16 protein-coding genes are annotated in these 15,017 nt (G+C 70.3%); 6 read left to right on the top strand and 10 right to left on the bottom strand.

Going from position 1 to position 15,017, the window contains the following annotated elements; translation table 11 throughout:
• Positions 1 to 87: 87 nt before the first annotated feature.
• Positions 88 to 1,155, bottom strand: coding sequence for a polyprenyl synthetase family protein (locus ACTWQA_RS30825; RefSeq protein WP_443162539.1), 1,068 nt, complete (start codon positions 1,153 to 1,155; stop codon positions 88 to 90).
• A gap of 152 nt (positions 1,156 to 1,307) precedes the next feature.
• Between ACTWQA_RS30825 and metF the strand changes: the two genes are divergently transcribed.
• Positions 1,308 to 2,174 carry a methylenetetrahydrofolate reductase [NAD(P)H] gene (metF, locus tag ACTWQA_RS30820; RefSeq protein WP_443162538.1) on the top strand — a complete coding sequence of 289 codons (867 nt, stop codon included), beginning with the start codon at positions 1,308 to 1,310 and terminating at the stop codon, positions 2,172 to 2,174.
• A gap of 338 nt (positions 2,175 to 2,512) precedes the next feature.
• On the opposite strand, the gene ACTWQA_RS30815 is transcribed toward metF, so the two are convergent.
• Both ACTWQA_RS30815 and ACTWQA_RS30810 read right to left on the bottom strand, forming a co-directional pair.
• On the bottom strand, positions 2,513 to 3,085 hold the full coding sequence (locus ACTWQA_RS30815; RefSeq protein ID WP_443162537.1) for a GNAT family N-acetyltransferase: 573 nt from the start codon (positions 3,083 to 3,085) through the stop codon (positions 2,513 to 2,515).
• A gap of 10 nt (positions 3,086 to 3,095) precedes the next feature.
• The gene (locus ACTWQA_RS30810; RefSeq protein WP_305919967.1) at positions 3,096 to 3,572 is read right to left on the bottom strand and encodes a YbaK/EbsC family protein; all 477 of its coding nucleotides are present in this window, start codon (positions 3,570 to 3,572) and stop codon (positions 3,096 to 3,098) included.
• 98 nt (positions 3,573 to 3,670) lie between these two features.
• On the opposite strand from ACTWQA_RS30810, the gene ACTWQA_RS30805 reads away from it, so the two are divergent.
• The gene (locus ACTWQA_RS30805; RefSeq protein ID WP_443162536.1) at positions 3,671 to 4,513 is read left to right on the top strand and encodes a peptidoglycan-binding protein; all 843 of its coding nucleotides are present in this window, start codon (positions 3,671 to 3,673) and stop codon (positions 4,511 to 4,513) included.
• 15 nt (positions 4,514 to 4,528) lie between these two features.
• On the opposite strand, the gene ACTWQA_RS30800 is transcribed toward ACTWQA_RS30805, so the two are convergent.
• Positions 4,529 to 4,930: a winged helix-turn-helix transcriptional regulator gene (locus ACTWQA_RS30800; protein WP_443162535.1), complete on the bottom strand. Its 402-nt coding sequence runs from the start codon at positions 4,928 to 4,930 to the stop codon at positions 4,529 to 4,531.
• A gap of 71 nt (positions 4,931 to 5,001) precedes the next feature.
• Here ACTWQA_RS30800 and ACTWQA_RS30795 point away from each other — a divergent pair, with 71 nt between their 5' ends.
• Entirely contained in the window at positions 5,002 to 5,934 is a 933-nt protein-coding gene (locus ACTWQA_RS30795) for an NmrA family NAD(P)-binding protein (RefSeq protein WP_443162534.1), read from the top strand.
• 446 nt (positions 5,935 to 6,380) lie between these two features.
• Here ACTWQA_RS30795 and ACTWQA_RS30790 read toward each other — a convergent pair whose 3' ends face one another.
• Positions 6,381 to 7,034: a TetR/AcrR family transcriptional regulator gene (locus tag ACTWQA_RS30790; RefSeq protein ID WP_443162533.1), complete on the bottom strand. Its 654-nt coding sequence runs from the start codon at positions 7,032 to 7,034 to the stop codon at positions 6,381 to 6,383.
• A gap of 97 nt (positions 7,035 to 7,131) precedes the next feature.
• Between ACTWQA_RS30790 and ACTWQA_RS30785 the strand changes: the two genes are divergently transcribed.
• From ACTWQA_RS30785 to ACTWQA_RS30775, 3 genes are all read left to right on the top strand, one after another.
• Positions 7,132 to 8,322: a cytochrome P450 gene (locus ACTWQA_RS30785; RefSeq protein WP_443162532.1), complete on the top strand. Its 1,191-nt coding sequence runs from the start codon at positions 7,132 to 7,134 to the stop codon at positions 8,320 to 8,322.
• 6 nt (positions 8,323 to 8,328) lie between these two features.
• On the top strand, positions 8,329 to 8,520 hold the full coding sequence (locus ACTWQA_RS30780) for a ferredoxin (RefSeq protein ID WP_305919973.1): 192 nt from the start codon (positions 8,329 to 8,331) through the stop codon (positions 8,518 to 8,520).
• Between the two features lie 437 nt (positions 8,521 to 8,957).
• On the top strand, positions 8,958 to 9,404 hold the full coding sequence (locus ACTWQA_RS30775; protein WP_305919974.1) for an SAV_6107 family HEPN domain-containing protein: 447 nt from the start codon (positions 8,958 to 8,960) through the stop codon (positions 9,402 to 9,404).
• 181 nt (positions 9,405 to 9,585) lie between these two features.
• On the opposite strand, the gene bldD is transcribed toward ACTWQA_RS30775, so the two are convergent.
• From bldD to ACTWQA_RS30750, 5 genes are all read right to left on the bottom strand, one after another.
• Entirely contained in the window at positions 9,586 to 10,080 is a 495-nt protein-coding gene (bldD, locus tag ACTWQA_RS30770; RefSeq protein WP_055503136.1) for a transcriptional regulator BldD, read from the bottom strand.
• Between the two features lie 300 nt (positions 10,081 to 10,380).
• A complete protein-coding gene (locus ACTWQA_RS30765; protein WP_443162531.1) occupies positions 10,381 to 11,247 on the bottom strand; it encodes a universal stress protein in 867 nt (288 codons plus the stop codon).
• Positions 11,244 to 12,668 carry an amino acid permease gene (locus ACTWQA_RS30760; RefSeq protein WP_443162530.1) on the bottom strand — a complete coding sequence of 475 codons (1,425 nt, stop codon included), beginning with the start codon at positions 12,666 to 12,668 and terminating at the stop codon, positions 11,244 to 11,246. Before ACTWQA_RS30760 ends, ACTWQA_RS30765 begins: the two co-directional genes overlap by 4 nt.
• A gap of 11 nt (positions 12,669 to 12,679) precedes the next feature.
• Complete coding sequence (gene arcC / locus ACTWQA_RS30755; protein WP_443162529.1) at positions 12,680 to 13,615, bottom strand: carbamate kinase; 936 nt, start codon at positions 13,613 to 13,615, stop codon at positions 12,680 to 12,682.
• A 2-nt stretch (positions 13,616 to 13,617) separates the two neighbouring features.
• Positions 13,618 to 14,862, bottom strand: coding sequence for an arginine deiminase (locus tag ACTWQA_RS30750; RefSeq protein WP_443162528.1), 1,245 nt, complete (start codon positions 14,860 to 14,862; stop codon positions 13,618 to 13,620).
• Between the last annotated feature and the right edge of the window lie 155 nt (positions 14,863 to 15,017).

Genomic DNA, 15,017 nt, shown 5'->3' with positions numbered 1-15,017 from the left:
TCGGCACGGTGGGGGAACGCCGCTGTCGGCGACTGCGCGGTGTGCGGTTGCGGTTGCGGTTGCGGAGCGGTGTGCGGTTGCGGACGGTCAGGTTTTGCGGGAGGTGGCGGCGATGGCGAGCCCCGTCAGCGCCGCGCGGGCCTCGGCGGTGATCGGGGCCTGGTCGAGCGCGGTCAGAGCCTGGCCCAGGTAGTCGCCGATCAGGTCCTCGCACTCCTGCAGCGCCCCGGTGTCCTCGATGATCCGCCGCAGCGTGGCCACCCCGCCCGCATCCAGCCCCGGATCCCCGAGCAGGCGCCGGACCGTGGCCGCGTCGCCGGGGGAGGCGGCCGCCAGCGTGCGGGCCACGAGCATCGTCCGCTTGCCCTCACGCAAGTCGTCCCCCGCCGGCTTGCCGGTCTGCGCCGGGTCGCCGAACACCCCCAGGATGTCGTCGCGCAGCTGGAACGCGATCCCCACCCGCGTGCCGTACCCGGTGCACAGGTCGTCCATCCACGGCTCGAGCTTCTGCGTGGCGAGCACCAGGCCGAGCCTGAGCGGCTGCTCCACCGAATACTTGCCGCTCTTGAACAGCGCCACACGCAGGGCCGAGTCGAACGTGTTCTCCCCGTGCGCCTGCTCCAGCAGGTCCAGATATTGCCCGCACATCAGCTCGGTACGCATGTGGTCGTGCACGGGCTGGGCCGCCTCCAGCGACGCGCGCGGCAGGCCGCTGGTGCGCCACATCTCGCCCGACCAGAGCAGCAGCAGGTTGCCCAGCAGGATCGCCGCGCCCTCGCCGAACTGCTCCGCCGAGCCGTGCCAGCCGGCCTTCTCGTGCAGCGCCTGGAACCGGCGATGCGCGGCCGGCATGCCCCTGCGCAGGTCGCTCTTGTCCATCACGTCGTCGTGCACCAGCGCGCTGGCCTGCAGCAACTCCAGCGAGGCCGCCGCAGTGAAGATCTCGGGCACGTCCGTGCCGCCCGCGCCGCGCCAGCCCCAGTAGCAGAACGCGGGACGCAGCCGCTTGCCCCCGGCCAGCAGCTCGTCGGCGGCCGTGCGCAGCGGCTCCAGATCGGGGTCGCCGGGAGCGGGCAGCTGCCGTTCGACGAACTCGCCCAGGGCGCGTTCCACGTGCGTGCGCAGGATGGGCATGCGCGCGGCGTCAGTGGTCATGCCTTGAGACTAATGGCCGGGCGTACGCGCGCCGATCCCGGATCAGGTTCAGCGCTCGGCGATCGGTGCTTCCGGGCGGCTACCTGTAACCTTGGGCCATGGCGCTTGGTCGACCCTCTATCCGGCCCGATCGTGTCCCCACCGTCCGCGACATGCTCGCTTCCGGTGGCCGCACGTTCTCCTTCGAGTTCTTCCCGCCGAAGACCGACGAGGGCGAGCGGCAATTGTGGCGGGCGATCAGGGAGCTGGAGTCGCTGCGGCCGACGTTCGTGTCGGTGACCTACGGCGCCGGCGGCTCCACCCGCGACCGCACGGTCGACATCGTGGAGCGGATCGCCCACGGCACCACGCTCACGCCCGTGGCGCACTTCACCGCGGTCAACCACTCGATCCGCGAGCTGCGCCACCTGGTCGGGCGCTTCGCCGACGCCGGCGTGCGCAACATCCTGGCGGTCCGCGGCGACCCCCCTGGCGACCCCACCGCCGAGTGGGTGCGGCACCCGGAGGGCGTGCTCTACGCCGAGGAGCTGGTGCGGCTGATCAGGCAGGCGGGTGATTTCTGCGTCGGCGTGGCGGCCTTCCCCTACAAGCACCCGCGTTCGCCGTCCATCGAGGCCGACACCGAATACTTCGTGCGCAAGTGCCGCGCCGGGGCCGACTACGCGATCACGCAGATGTTCTTCCAGGCGGAGGACTACCTGCGGCTGCGGGACCGGGTGGCGGCCAAGGGCTGCGACACGCCGATCATCCCGTGCATCATGCCGGTGACGCAGATGAGCACGATCGCGCGCTCCGAGCAGCTGTCGGGGGCGCCGTTCCCGCCGGACGTGGCGGCGCGCTTCGAGGAGGTCGCGGACGATCCGGCGGCGGTGCGGCGGCTGGGCATCGATCACGGGGCCGAGCTGTGCCAGCGGCTGCTGGACGAGGGCGCGCCGGGGATTCACTTCATCACGTTCAACCGCTCCAGCGCCACGCGCGAAGTCTTCCAGCGCATCGCGCCGATCTCCCTGTCCGCTTGATCCAACCCCTTCTTTGTTACGGTCGCCCAGCGTCACCCACCCGCCGACCAGGGCTGGGGGCCTCCAGGGAGACGCTGTCTGACCCCGCACGGGGCCGGCCGCCGATACGGCGTGATGTGGGCCTTGAAAGGGGTTCGACCAGTCGTCGGTTGCCCGCACGGGCTGCCGGGTGCCTTGAAAGTGGTGAGCCCGTCACCCGCCCGCAGGGGAACCGGGCGGGTGACGGGCGTGGGGCCGATGGTCGACGAAATGTAAATGCCCCGTCACTTTCTGTCATGGATCGTGCCCTTGGGCATGCTGTGGTAAACCCATGAGTCACGGCTTCATCAGGGGCACCGTCAGGAGAGGGGCAGAGGGCGGCCGGCGATCGCGTACTCCTCGTAGCCGCCCGGGAAGACGAATCTCGTCAGCAGGTCCGTGAAGCCGAGGCTGGCGTAGAGGTGGCGGGCGGCGGTGGGCTGGTCGTGGGTGGACAGGACGGCCGTGCGCTCGTGGCGGCCCGCGCACAGCGTCCTGATCATGGCCCGGCCAATGCCTTTGCCCTGGTAGTCCGGGTGGACATGGATTTCGGCCAGCTCGAACGCGTGCCCCAGCCAGGCGTTGGCCACCTCCCGGCCCGCCTGTTCCGTGAGCGCTCTGAGCACCACGTCGTGCCACCACTGCCCGGGTGCGCCGCGGAAGCCGTACGCGAAGCCGAGGATCCGGGTTTCGGGGACATCCCCCGAAGGGGATGAATCACGCAATTCGGCGAAATAACACTGAAAATGGGGATATGTCGCGTGATTTCGCATGATGGTCTTGCGGCCGGTGATCTGGTCCTGCGGCGGGTTCATCGCGGCCGTGTAAATGCCGATCACCGTCTCCAGCCGCTCGGTGAATCCGGCCGGGCCCGCCCCGCGAAACTCGATCACCTGTCGCACACTACTCGACGTCCACCGGAGTGCCCCCGGTGATGCGTACCAGCTCGTCGAAGGTGGTCGGGAACACCGTCAGCGGGTGCCCCCCGGCCGCCCACACCACCTCGTGCTTGCTCAGCCAGTTGTCCACCAGGGTCCGCACCGGCGCCGGGTGCCCGACCGGGGCGACGCCGCCGATGGGCTGGCCGGTGGCGGCGCGGACGAACTCAGGGGTCGCGCGGCGTACGCGCTGGACCCCTGCCGTGCGGGCGATGAGCTCCACGTTCACGCGGTGCGCCCCGCTGGTCAGCACGAGCAGTGGCGCGCCGTCGGCGTCGAAGATCAGGCTGTTGGCGATCGCCCCGACCTCGCACCCCACCTGGGCGGCGGCCGTGGCCGCCGTGGGCGCCTTCTCGGGCAGGACGATGATCTCGCCGCCCGCCCCCAGCTCACGCAAGGCGGACTGCACGACCACGGCATTCGCCGGCAACTTCTCAGGCATGGAGACACTCTAAACAGAATGAGCGCTTGATTACCTGTTCGTGGTGATTGGTGTAGGGTCCATTGATCTCTTCTTGAATGACGCGAGAGGTGGTACGCGTGGGGGCTCGACGGCTGCCCGGGATGGCTGCGCTGCTGACGGCTGGAGCCGTCGTACTCTCGGGTTGCGGGACGCAGACGACGCCCCAGACGGTCGCGTCACGCCCGCTCGCGTCGTCCGCCGTCACGCCTGCGGTCCCCGTCGCGGCCGGCGCTCAGTCCGTCCCCGCCGCCACCCCGGCCGCCTCCGCGGTCACCGCGCCGCGCAAGACGCTCAAGCTGGGCGCCAAGGGCAAAGACGTCACCTGGCTGCAGAACCGCCTGATCGAGCTGGGCTACCGGCCGGGCAAGGCCGACGGCCGGTACGGTGGCACGACGCTGGCGGCCGTGTGGGCGTTCCAGAAGGTCAACGGCATCAGGCCGACCAGCACGATCGCCAAGCGGACGTGGGAGGCGCTGGAGACCCCGAAGGCCCCCAAGGTGCTGGTGAAGAACGGCGAGCCGACCCGCGCCGAGGTCAACCTCACCAAGCAGATCATGGTCCTGTACATCGGCGGCGAGGCCAAGCTGATCACCCACATCTCGTCGGGCAGCGGCGTCCCGTACTGCGAGAGCGCCACGTGGCAGGGCAGGAAGCAACGTTTCTGCGGCTCCGCGACGACCCCGACCGGCAACTACAGGACGACGTGGCGCAACAGCGGCTGGCACAGGTCGTACCTGGGCCAGCTCTACAACCCGATCTTCTTCAACGGCGGGATCGCCTTCCACGGCGCGCTGTCGGTGCCGCTCTACCCGGCCTCGCACGGGTGCGTGCGCATGCCGATGAACGTGGCCGAGGTGGTGCCAGGGATGCTCGGCAAGGGCGTGCCCGTCCACGTGCGGGGCTCATTCAAGCGCCCGTGACATAACCCGCTGGCTTCACAGGTCGTCGGGGTGGGCGGTGTCCCAGCGGCCGCGGGCCTTGGTGATGGCGTCCTTGTGATCCCTGGACCAGTCGGCCAGCCGCTCGACCGCCTCGGCCAGGCTCCGGCCCATCGGCGTCAGCCGGTATTCGACCTGCGGCGGGATCGTCGGGTACGCCGTGCGCTCGACCAGCCCGTCCCGGCACAACCGCCGCGTCGTCAACGTCAGCATCCGCTGGGAGATGCCGGGAATCGCCCGGTGCAGCTCCCTGAACCGCCGCACCCCCTTGGCCAGCTCCACCATCACCAGCACCGTCCACTTGTCGCCGATCCGGTCGAGCACGTCGCGGATGCCGCAGTCGTCGTCCCCGCACGGCCCGCTGACCTGGGGGGTTACGTCCGTGTGCGCGACTGACATGAGAGTGCCTCCTTACGGCGGGCGCCCGAGCCCGCCCATGCTGGTGCCGGAATCACACACTAGGGGGTTCGATGATTCTCGTAACGGGCGTGTCCGGGGCTTTGGGCGGTTCGATTCTCGGCGGACTGCGGGCCGGCGGGCTTGAGGTGGCTGGGGCGAGCAGCTCCGGCGACGGCGCCGGGGTGCGGCACGCCGACTTCGACCGGCCGCAGACGCTGGAGGCCGCGCTGGCCGGCGTGGACGTGCTGGTGTTCGTGTCGGCCGGCTACGCCGAGGACGACGTCGTCCTGGCCCGCCACGGCGCTGTGGTGCGGGCGGCCGCCGCCGCGGGCGTCAAGCACGTGATCTACACCAGCCTGGCCGGATCCGGTGATCTGCTCACCATCGCGCTCGCGCACCGGTGGACGGAGGCACGGCTGGCCGAGGCCCCGTTCGACGTGACCGTCCTGCGAAACGGCCTGTACGCCGAGCTGGCAGCCGGGATGGCGCTGACCGGCGCCGTGTCCGCGGCGGAGACCGGGGTGTTCGCGGCGCCGTTCGGCGACGGTGGACTGCCGGTCGTGGCGCGCGAGGACCTGGCCGCCGTTGCCGTGCGCGTGGCCGCCGAGACCTGGGCCGACCTGGCGGCGGGCGCGCCGGGGCGGCACGCGGGCAGGACGTATGAGCTGGAGGGGGTGAGCGCGGTCGGCGGGCACGATCTGGCCGAGGTGCTGAGTGAGGCGCTCGGCAGGCCCGTCGAGTATCGGACCGTGCCCCTGGGCGAGGTGCGGCCGCTGCTGGCCGGGCTGGAGGCGTATCAGGCGGGGCACACGATCTCGATGTTCTCCAACATCAATGCCGATCTGCTGGAGGCTCGGCGCAGCGACCTGCCCGCGTTTCTGGAGCCGCGGCCGGCGCTGGACGTGATCGCGGCGACGGTGAAATCGTCGCTCCGGCCGCGCGCCTGCCCTCCCGGGCCGCCAGCACCAGCCCGGCCGCCTGTGCCACCCCGGCAGCCGCGATGAGGAACGCCGTGGCGGGCTGCCAGGACGGCACGCCCGCCGCGAAATCAGCCGCGTCGTAGAGACCGGCGAGGAGCCGTACGGGATTGAGGAACGCCACCGCGAACCCCAGCACGTACGGCACGATGAACAAGCCCGACAACACGAGCAGCAGCGCCCGTCCTCGCCGGGGCCGCCGCAGGAGCACCCCGATGACCGCGTAGGCGACCGCGACCACGCCCGCTAGCAGGGCGGTCCACCAGACCACCCGCCAGGCTTCCACGCCGAGCGACGTCAGCCCATCGGCGCCGACCCTGCCGCCCTCCCACTCCGGCCCGTTGACCTGGGCCTTCGCGGCTGTGCGGATGGCAGCATGATTGACGGCCGCGTACGCCGCCGCCAGGACCGGACCCAGCGCCAGCAGGGTGAGCCCGGTTCGCGCCATGCGTGCTCCTCTCCGCTCCGGGGCTTCAGCTTGCCATCCCGTGCCGATCGGCGCGCACGCGGGAAGCCGCCCTCTCGTCCAGGGCGCGCAGCCCGTCCAGCGCGAGCTCGGCCGCGCGGCGGGCGGTCCGCATGATCTGGTCGATCGAACGGTCGTTGCCCAGGTTCGCCATCACGGCCAGCTTCACCGCGCCGATCAGCGCGCCCACCGCAGCCGCCGCCTCGACGAGGTCCACCTCGCCCGGGAAGGCGTCGCGCAGCGCCTCGGCCAGCTTGAGCTGGCTGTCGAACAACAGCAGCAGCCCCCGGGCCTGCAACGCCGGCTCGGTCATGACCAGCCGCGTGCGCAGCTCCGCCTCCTCGAACGTGAGCTCCCCGCTCTGGGCCGCCCAGACGAGGCTCTGGTCGATGAGCCGGAGCAGCAACGAGGTGGGCGCCTCCTCCGGCCTCCTGCTCGCCACCAGCGCCAGCATCAGCTCGAGCCGCTCAGCGCTGTCGTGGAAGATCAGATCCTCTTTGCCGGAGAAGTAGCTGAAGAACGTCCGCGTCGACACCTCGGCCTCCGTTGCGATCTCCGCGAGCGTGGTCTCGGCATAGCCCTTCTCCTCGAACAGCCGGAGCGCCGCATCGATCAGCGCCCGGCGCGTGCGCTGTTTCTTGCGCTCCCGCAGTCCTGCCATGGGCGAACTTTACTGCATGACGTTATCTTCTTCATCCATTGAAAATTTGCACTGATTGAGGTTTTCTTGAGGGACGAAGCTGGAAAGGAGCCACGGCATGTCCGATCTGACCCTTCCCATCGACCGCCAGCGTCCGCTGGACCCGCCCGACGAGATCGCCGAGCTGAGCCGGCAAGCGCCGATGCACCGCCTCAGATACACCGACGGCCACCTCGGCTGGCTGGTCACCGGCTACGCGGCAGCCCGTGCGGTGCTGGCGGACCCGCGCTTCTCCAACCGGCCCGAGAAGATGCACCCGGCGATCCCCGCCAGGGCGGAGCTCGCCCAGAAAGGCGGGTTCCGGCTGCCGCCCGGCATGTTCCTGCGTACCGACCCGCCCGAGCACACCCGCTATCGCAAGCTGCTCACCGGGCAGTTCACGGTGCGCAGGATGAAGATGCTCGAACCCAGGATCGAGGAGATCACCAACGCCTGCCTGGACGACATGGAGGCCGCCGGCGGGCCCGTGGACCTGGTGCAGGCGTTCGCGCTGCCGATCCCGTCGCTGGTGATCTGCGAGCTGCTCGGGGTTCCGTACGAGGACCGCGCGCGCTTCCACGAGGACGCCAAAGTGCTGGTCAATCTCGAGACCAAGGCCGAGGACGCGCTCGCGGCGCTCGCCAGCACGATGGGCTACCTGCACGGGCTGATCCAGCGCAAGCGCAAGGAGCCCGGCGACGACCTGCTCAGCGGGCTCATCGAGGGCGGGGACCTCAACGACGAGGAACTCACCGGGGTCGCCTTCCTGCTGCTGGTGGCGGGGCACGAGACGACCGCCAACATGCTGGGGCTCGGGACGTACGCGCTGCTCACCAACCCCGGCCAGCTGGCCGCCATGCGGGACGATCCGGCGGTGGTGGACAACGGCGTCGAAGAGCTGCTGCGCTACCTCACGATCATCCACCTCGGCCCGTTCCGGCTCGCGCTCGAGGACCTGGAGATCGAGGGCAATCTCATCAAGGCGGGCGAGATGGTCGCCGTCAGCCTGCCCGCCGCCAACCGCGACCCGTCCCGCTTCCCCGGAGGCGAGACGCTCGACGTCACCCGGCCCGCCGGCGGGCACATGACCTTCGGCCACGGCATTCACCAGTGCCTGGGCCAGCAGCTCGCCCGCGCCGAGATGCGCATCGCCTACCCTGCGCTGCTGCGTCGCTTTCCTGGCCTACGCTTGGCCGTAACACCTGAGGAGGTGCCGATGCGTTCGCACATGAGCATCTATGGAGTGCACCGCCTCCCTGTCACTTGGTAGGTCACTATGGAAGTCAAGGCAGATACGACGGTGTGCATCGGCGCGGGCATGTGTGCGCTGACGGTGCCGGACGTGTTCGACCAGAGTGAGGACGACGGCACGGTGGTGGTGTTGCGGAGTCCGGTGCCGCCGGAGCTTGAGGACGCCGTCCGGCGTGCCGTCACCTTGTGCCCGTCGGGCGCCATCTCCGCCTCCTGACCCGGACGCCCGCACCCTGAAGACCCCCTGAACCGCTCGCCGTCGCCGCAACCCGATCCTGCGGCGACGGCTTGCTCGCGCTCGGACGGCGTGTCGATGGTTCCCTCATGCTCATCGAACCTATGTTCGTGGGATAGTTGACACCGAGGGTGATCGAAATTATGTTCGACCTAGTGGCGGTGAGGCTCGCGGCTCAGCGTCACCCGGACCTGGTCGCGGGCCGTTCGCTTCCCCAAGCGAGCCCCGCGGCCAGGCTCCACGGGCGAAGGGCACGTCCTCGTCGTCGGCGGAGACGAGCGGGCGTGTCCTGGCCGGACGGGGAGAGGGGAAGCTCCTCGTCCGGCCAGCCTGGCGGAAATGTCGGTGGCGTCTGCAAGTGTTGGCTCCACCGGCGGGGACGCCGGCCGCCGCCCACGACTCCAAAGGAGGCGCGCAAGATGGCACCAAGGCCTAGAGACACACCCGGGCCCCGGCTGTCGCCTGCGGTTCGGGCACACCTGACCGACGCACGTTCCTGCCTGGCGGAGGCGACCAGCGCTCGCACCCCGGCATCCCGATATGTGGCCGCCCACCTGGCGGCCCTACGAGCGGCGGCGGCGATCCTGGCCGCCCGCCCCCGTCCCATGGAGGGCCGCAGGCGCAGGCTGCGCAGCGCATGGGAGCTGTTGCCCGAGGCCGAGCCGCACCTGTCCGAGTGGGCCGCCTACTTCTCGGTGAGCGCCGCCAAACGTGCGGCCGCGGAGGCGGGCATGGTCAGCAGGATCAGTGCGGCCGACGCCGAGGAGATCATGGCCGAGGCGGACACCTTCGTCTCCACGGTCGAAGACCTGCTCGGCGTCCCCGTCCAGCCACAACTCCCGATCGACGTCCCCCTCGCCGGTTGACTGACCGACTCGCCTGACTCCGGCGACGAGGCATGGCCAACCGGCACGGGTTGAGCCCGTTGGCGTGCCGGACATGACGAAGGAGCCCGCCGGCGCGTGGCGAGCTCCTTCGTGCTGACTGACCGGCCTCGGGTCAGGCGGTGACCCGAGGCCGGAGAGCCGGCCTGGTCAGGCGGCGGCCTCAGAACGACTCGACGGCCCGGCGGGCCTCGGCGTCCAGGACGCCCCAGCTGATGAGCTCCTCGGTCAGCTCGCTGGGCGACTTGTCATAGATCACGGCCAGGGAGCGCAGGTCCTCCTGGCGGATCGACAGGACCTTGCCGTTGTAGTCGCCACGCTGGCTCTGGATCGTGGCGGCATACCTGGCCAAGGCCCCGGCCTTCTCCTTCGGCAGCGCCGCGAGCCGCTCCAGGTCGATCACAAGCTTGGGGGTCGGCCCGAGCGGGCTCGGGGCGGCGCCGCCCGGTAGCAGCTCGGATACGGGCACCCCGTAGAAGTCGGCAAGCTCGGCAAGCTTCTGCACCGTGACCGCTCGGTCGCCACGCTCATAGGAGCCCACGACCACGGCTTTCCACCTGCCGCGCGACTTCTCCTCGACTCCATGCAGGGACAGGCCCTGCTGGGTGCGGATGGCGCGCAGTCGTGCACCCAGCGACTTTGCGTACTCAGACGGCATTGTGTGGCCCCCCGGCTCTCGTATGTGTTGCTCTCAGTAGATTGTGCTCCCTCGCGGCGTATGCCCCGGCCACCGGGGGTACGGTGCGAGGTTCGGCACCATCGGTAGCCATGGCTCGGGGTTTACCCCGGATCGCCGCGAAGGGTGGTTACGCACAGTGACGGTAAAGGGGTGGACGCCTAAGGTCAAGCTGATTGGAAAAAAGATGCCGAATCCGGTCCGGTAGAGAACGCCACATAAGCCCCTCATGTCCCGGTGGTAACACTACTTCGTCATAGTTTGCCGAGCGGGACCGCCGAGTCAGGGCCGGCGGGGGAGCATCATGACAGGGCAGGTCGAGGCCCGTACGATCTTGAGCGAGGTGTCTCCGAGGAACACCCGCCTGAGTGGCCCGGTGTCACTGGAAGCGCATATGATCATCTCGCCGGGGAGCCACGAGGTCGCGGCGAGCGCCTGGGTGACGTTGCGGCCCTCGAGCAGCTCGACCTCCACGCTCAGCTGCTCCGGCTGGCCTTGTGCCGCCGCGCCCAGGTCCGCTGTGGCCTGCTCGCGCAGGCCGGCGAGCATCTCTTCTTCGATCCTGGCGCGCCTGGTCTTCCTGATGACCAGCGTGACCAGCCGCAGCGGGACGCCGAGCCGCACGGCGACGACGGCGGCGTCCCTGAGCGCCGCGTCGCAGCCGGGGCTGCGCCGGTAGGCGACGGTGATGCGGTCGACTGCGGCGGGCGGCTTGTCGCCGTAACCGCGCGGGGCGAGCAGGACCGGGACGGAGGAGGAGTGCAGGAGCTGGTCGGCGGTGCTGCCGACGGAGATGCGGCTGCGGCCGCCGCCGCCGGCGGAGCCGATCACCACGACATCGGCGTCGCGCTTGCGCGCCAGCTCCACCAGTCCGCGCCCGCTGCCCCGGTGGGTGTGGATCCAGTAGTCGGCTTCCGGGCCCGCCAGCTCCCGGGCCTGCGTCAGCGTCGCCTCGGCCTGCTCCTTGAGGTAGGCCCGCCAGGCGCTCTGCTCGGCACGGGCGGGTCCTGGCACGGCCCGGGCGGGCGGCTGAATGATCGCCACCGTGAGGTGCGCGTGGGCCTGCCCCGTGAGCAGCATGGCAAGCGCGAGCCCGTCCTGGCCCCGCAGCCCGGGGGTGTAGCCGGCCAGCACGTTGTCGAGCTTCATCCGGGCACCTCGGCACCCAGTCGCGAGTGGCCATAGCCGTACAGGAAGTAGCAGATCAGGCCCCCGAGCATCCACAAGCCGAATGCCAGCCACGTGACCCCCGCCAGCCCCGCCATCACGAGCACGCAGAAGATCGCGCCCAGCACCGGCGTGACCGGGAAGAACGGGACGCGGAAGCCGCGGGGCAGCTCGGGGCGGCGGTATCGCAGGACGAGCACGCCGATGTTCACGATGGCGAAGGCGAACAAGGTGCCGATGCTCGTCGCCTCGGCCAGTTGTCCCAGGGGGACCAGCCCGGCCAGCACCGAGATGAACGCCGCGACGATGAGCGTGTTGGCCACCGGGACCTGGTGGCGCGGGTTGACCCGCTGGAACACGCGCGGGATGAGCCCGTCGCGGGACATCGCGAACAGGATGCGCGTCTGCCCGAAGATGACGGTGAGCACGACACTGGCGATGGCGATGACCGCGCCGAACGAGACGATCAGGCCCGGCCAGGTGGCGCCGGTGGCCAGGTCCGCGATGTAGGACAGGCTCGCCTCGGTGGTCGCCGGGTCGAAGTCCGTCCACGGCATGGCGCCGAGCGCGGTCACGGCGACGAGCACGTAGATGGCGGTCACGATGGCCAGCGAGAAGATGATCGCCAGGGGGAGGTCCCGCCTGGGGTTCTTCGCCTCCTCGCCGGCCGTGGAGGCCGCGTCGAAGCCGATGTAGGAGAAGAACACCTGCGAGGCCGCCGCCGTGATCCCGGCCACCCCCATGGGCGCGAACGGCGCGAAGTTGCCCGCGCGGAAGGCCGTGAACGCCACCATGCAGAAGAACAGCAGCACCACGACCTTGATCAACACGAAGATCGCGTTGGCCGTGGCGCTCTCGGAGGCGCCGTACAGCAGCAGCCAGGTGGCCAGGAGCACGATGAGGATCGCCGTGACGTTGACCACGCCGCCGTCCTGGCCGGGGGAGCGGGTGATCGCCGCCGGCAGCGTGAAGCCGAACAGTGACCGCAGGAACGAGTTGAGGTATTCGCCCCAGCCCACGGACACGGCCGCCACCGACACGGCGTACTCCAGCATGAGGCACCAGCCGCAGATCCACGCCACCAGCTCGCCCAGCGTCGCGTACGCGTAGGAGTAGGACGAGCCGGACACCGGGATCGTCCCGGCCAGCTCGGCGTACGACAGGGCGGAGAACAGCGCCGTGATCGCCGCCAGCACGAACGACAGCACCACCGCGGGCCCCGCCTTCGGCACCGCCTGCCCCAGGATCACGAAGATCCCGGTGCCGAGCGTGGCGCCGACGCTGAACAGCGTGAGCTGCCACAGCGACATCGTGCGCCGCAGCTCGCCGCCCTCGCCGTGGCCGCCCTCGGCCACGAGGCGCTCGGTGGGTTTGGTGCGCAGGAGCCGCTGGGCCAGTGTCACCCGGCACCCCCCTACAACGTGCTCGTCAGCGGCCACCTGCCGTTGGGTGTCACGATCGTGCCCGCTGAGCCGCCGAGTATGCGCTCGGCCTCGTCCAGCCGCCCGATCGCGGCCATGTCGCCGGTCGTCTCCACGAACCGGCACGCCGCCTCCACCTTCGGCCCCATCGACCCGGCCGGGAACTCCAGCGCCCGCAGCTCGTGCGGCGTGGTGTGGGCGATCTCGCTCTCGTGCGGCGTCCCGAAGCCCCGCAGCACCCGCGGCACGTCGGTCAGGCTGAGGAACGCGTCGCACTCCAGCGCCTCGGCCAGCACCGACGCGGTCAGATCCTTGTCCACGACCGCCTCGACGCCGCTCAGCCGGCCGCGCTCGTCCCGGACGACGGGGATGCCGCCGCCGCCCGCGCAGATCACGATCACGCCCTCGCGGATGAGCTTGTGGATCAGCCGGGTCTCGACGATCCGGCGCGGCGCGGGGGAGGGCACCACCCGCCGCCAGTGCGGGCCGTCCTGCTTGACCGTCCAGCCGCGCTCGGCGGCCAGCTTCTCCGCCTCCTCCCGGTCGTAGACGGGGCCGACGAACTTGGCCGGGTCCTCGAAGGCCGGGTCCACGGCCGTCACCAGCGTCTGCGTGACCACGGCGAGGACCTGCCGGCCCGGCAGCGCGTTCTGCAGCGCCTGCTGCATCCAGTAGCCGATCATGCCCTGCGTCTGCGCGCCGAGCGTGTCGAACGGGTAGGGCCTGGTCAGGTTCGGGTCGGCGGCGCTCTGCAGCGCCAGCAGGCCCACCTGAGGGCCGTTGCCGTGGGTGATGACCAGCTCGTGCTCGCCCGCCAGCCGGGCGAGCGTCTTGACGGCCGTGCGCACGTTGGCGATCTGCACGTCGGCGTCCGGCTGCTGGCCGCGCTTGAGGACCGCGTTGCCGCCCAGCGCGACGATGACCCGCATCGTCAGATCCCGTCCCGTTCGAGCGGGCAGCTCATGCAGCGCGGCCCGCCCCGCCCCCGGCCGAGCTCGCTGCCCCTGATGGTGATGACCTCGATGCCGTTGTCGCGCAGGTAGTTGTTCGTGGTGGTGTTGCGCTCGTAGGCGACGACCACGCCGGGCTCCAGCGCCAGCCCGTTGCAGCCGTCGTCCCACTGCTCGCGCGCCGCGGCCCGCACGTCCTGCGTCGCGGTGAGCACCGTGATGTCGGCCATGTCCAGGGCGTGGGCGATGGCTTTGTGCATGTCCCGCGGCGGATGGTCGGTGAACTTGAGCTCCTTGTGGGTGCCGCCGGGCTCGATGGTGTACGCCGGCAGCATGCCGAGGCCGGCGTACTTGGTGAACACGCCCACGTCGAGCATCGTCATCACCGTGTCGAGATGCATGAACGCCCGCGCCTTCGGCATGTCCAGCGCCACGATCTTGCGTGCCGAGCCGGCACTGAACAACCGCTGCGCGAACATCTCGACCGCCTGCGGCTGGGTGCGCTCGCTGATCCCGATCAGCACCGCGCCGCGCCCGATGACGAGCACGTCGCCGCCCTCCATGGTCGCCGGCGCGACCGCGTGCCCGGGCATCCAGCAGTGGAAGCCGCCGTGCTCCGGCCGGTTGAACCCGGCGGCGAACGTCGGGTGATACATGTAGACGGCCTCCATGTTGACCGTCTCCCGCATGCGGGCCTTCTTCCGCATCGGATTGATCGACACGCCGTCGTACACCCAGCAGGAGGTGTCGCGGGTGAACAGGTGGTTGGGCAGCGGCGGCAGGATGAAGTCGTCGTCCCCCATGGTGTGGAATGTCACAGACTGGGGGTCGCAGCCCCGCTCGGCCAGCTCCCTCTTGGTGATGCCGCCGGTCAGGTAGAGCTGCAGCGTCGCCGCGTCCATGGCGTCGAGCGTGTTGCGGACGTCGTCGATCCCCACCGGGCCCAGCCATCGCTCGTCGACGACCGCGTCGAGGATGTGCTTGCGGGCCTCGGGAATGTCGACCGTCTCCCGCAGCAGGACGTCCAGCAGGTGGACCGTGATGCCCCGCGCGCGCAGCACCTGCTGGAACTCCTCGTGCTCCTCCATGGCGCGCTGCACCCACAGGACGTCGTCGAACAGGAACGCGTCCTTGTTCGCCGGCGTCAGCCGCTTGAGCGCCAGATCGGGCTTGTGGAGGAGGACCTGCCGCAGCCGCCCGACCTCCGAATCGACGTGGAATGTCATCCTTGCGGTATCCCCTCCGGAAGGCCTCATCTACCCGGGCGACCGCAGGGCGCCACGGGAGGGCTCTCGCATTGTGGCTGGTAGCCCCTGGTACTGTGTGTCCCGACCAACACCCTTTTAAGACCCGTCCCGTGAGGCGGGAAAGGTGGTGAGCT

Origin of the sequence: Nonomuraea sp. 10N515B (genome assembly GCF_052245915.1) — a bacterium.
Lineage (GTDB): Bacteria > Actinomycetota > Actinomycetes > Streptosporangiales > Streptosporangiaceae > Nonomuraea.
Note: the sequence above shows the minus strand (reverse complement) of the source record. Positions and strands in the feature narration are given on the sequence as shown.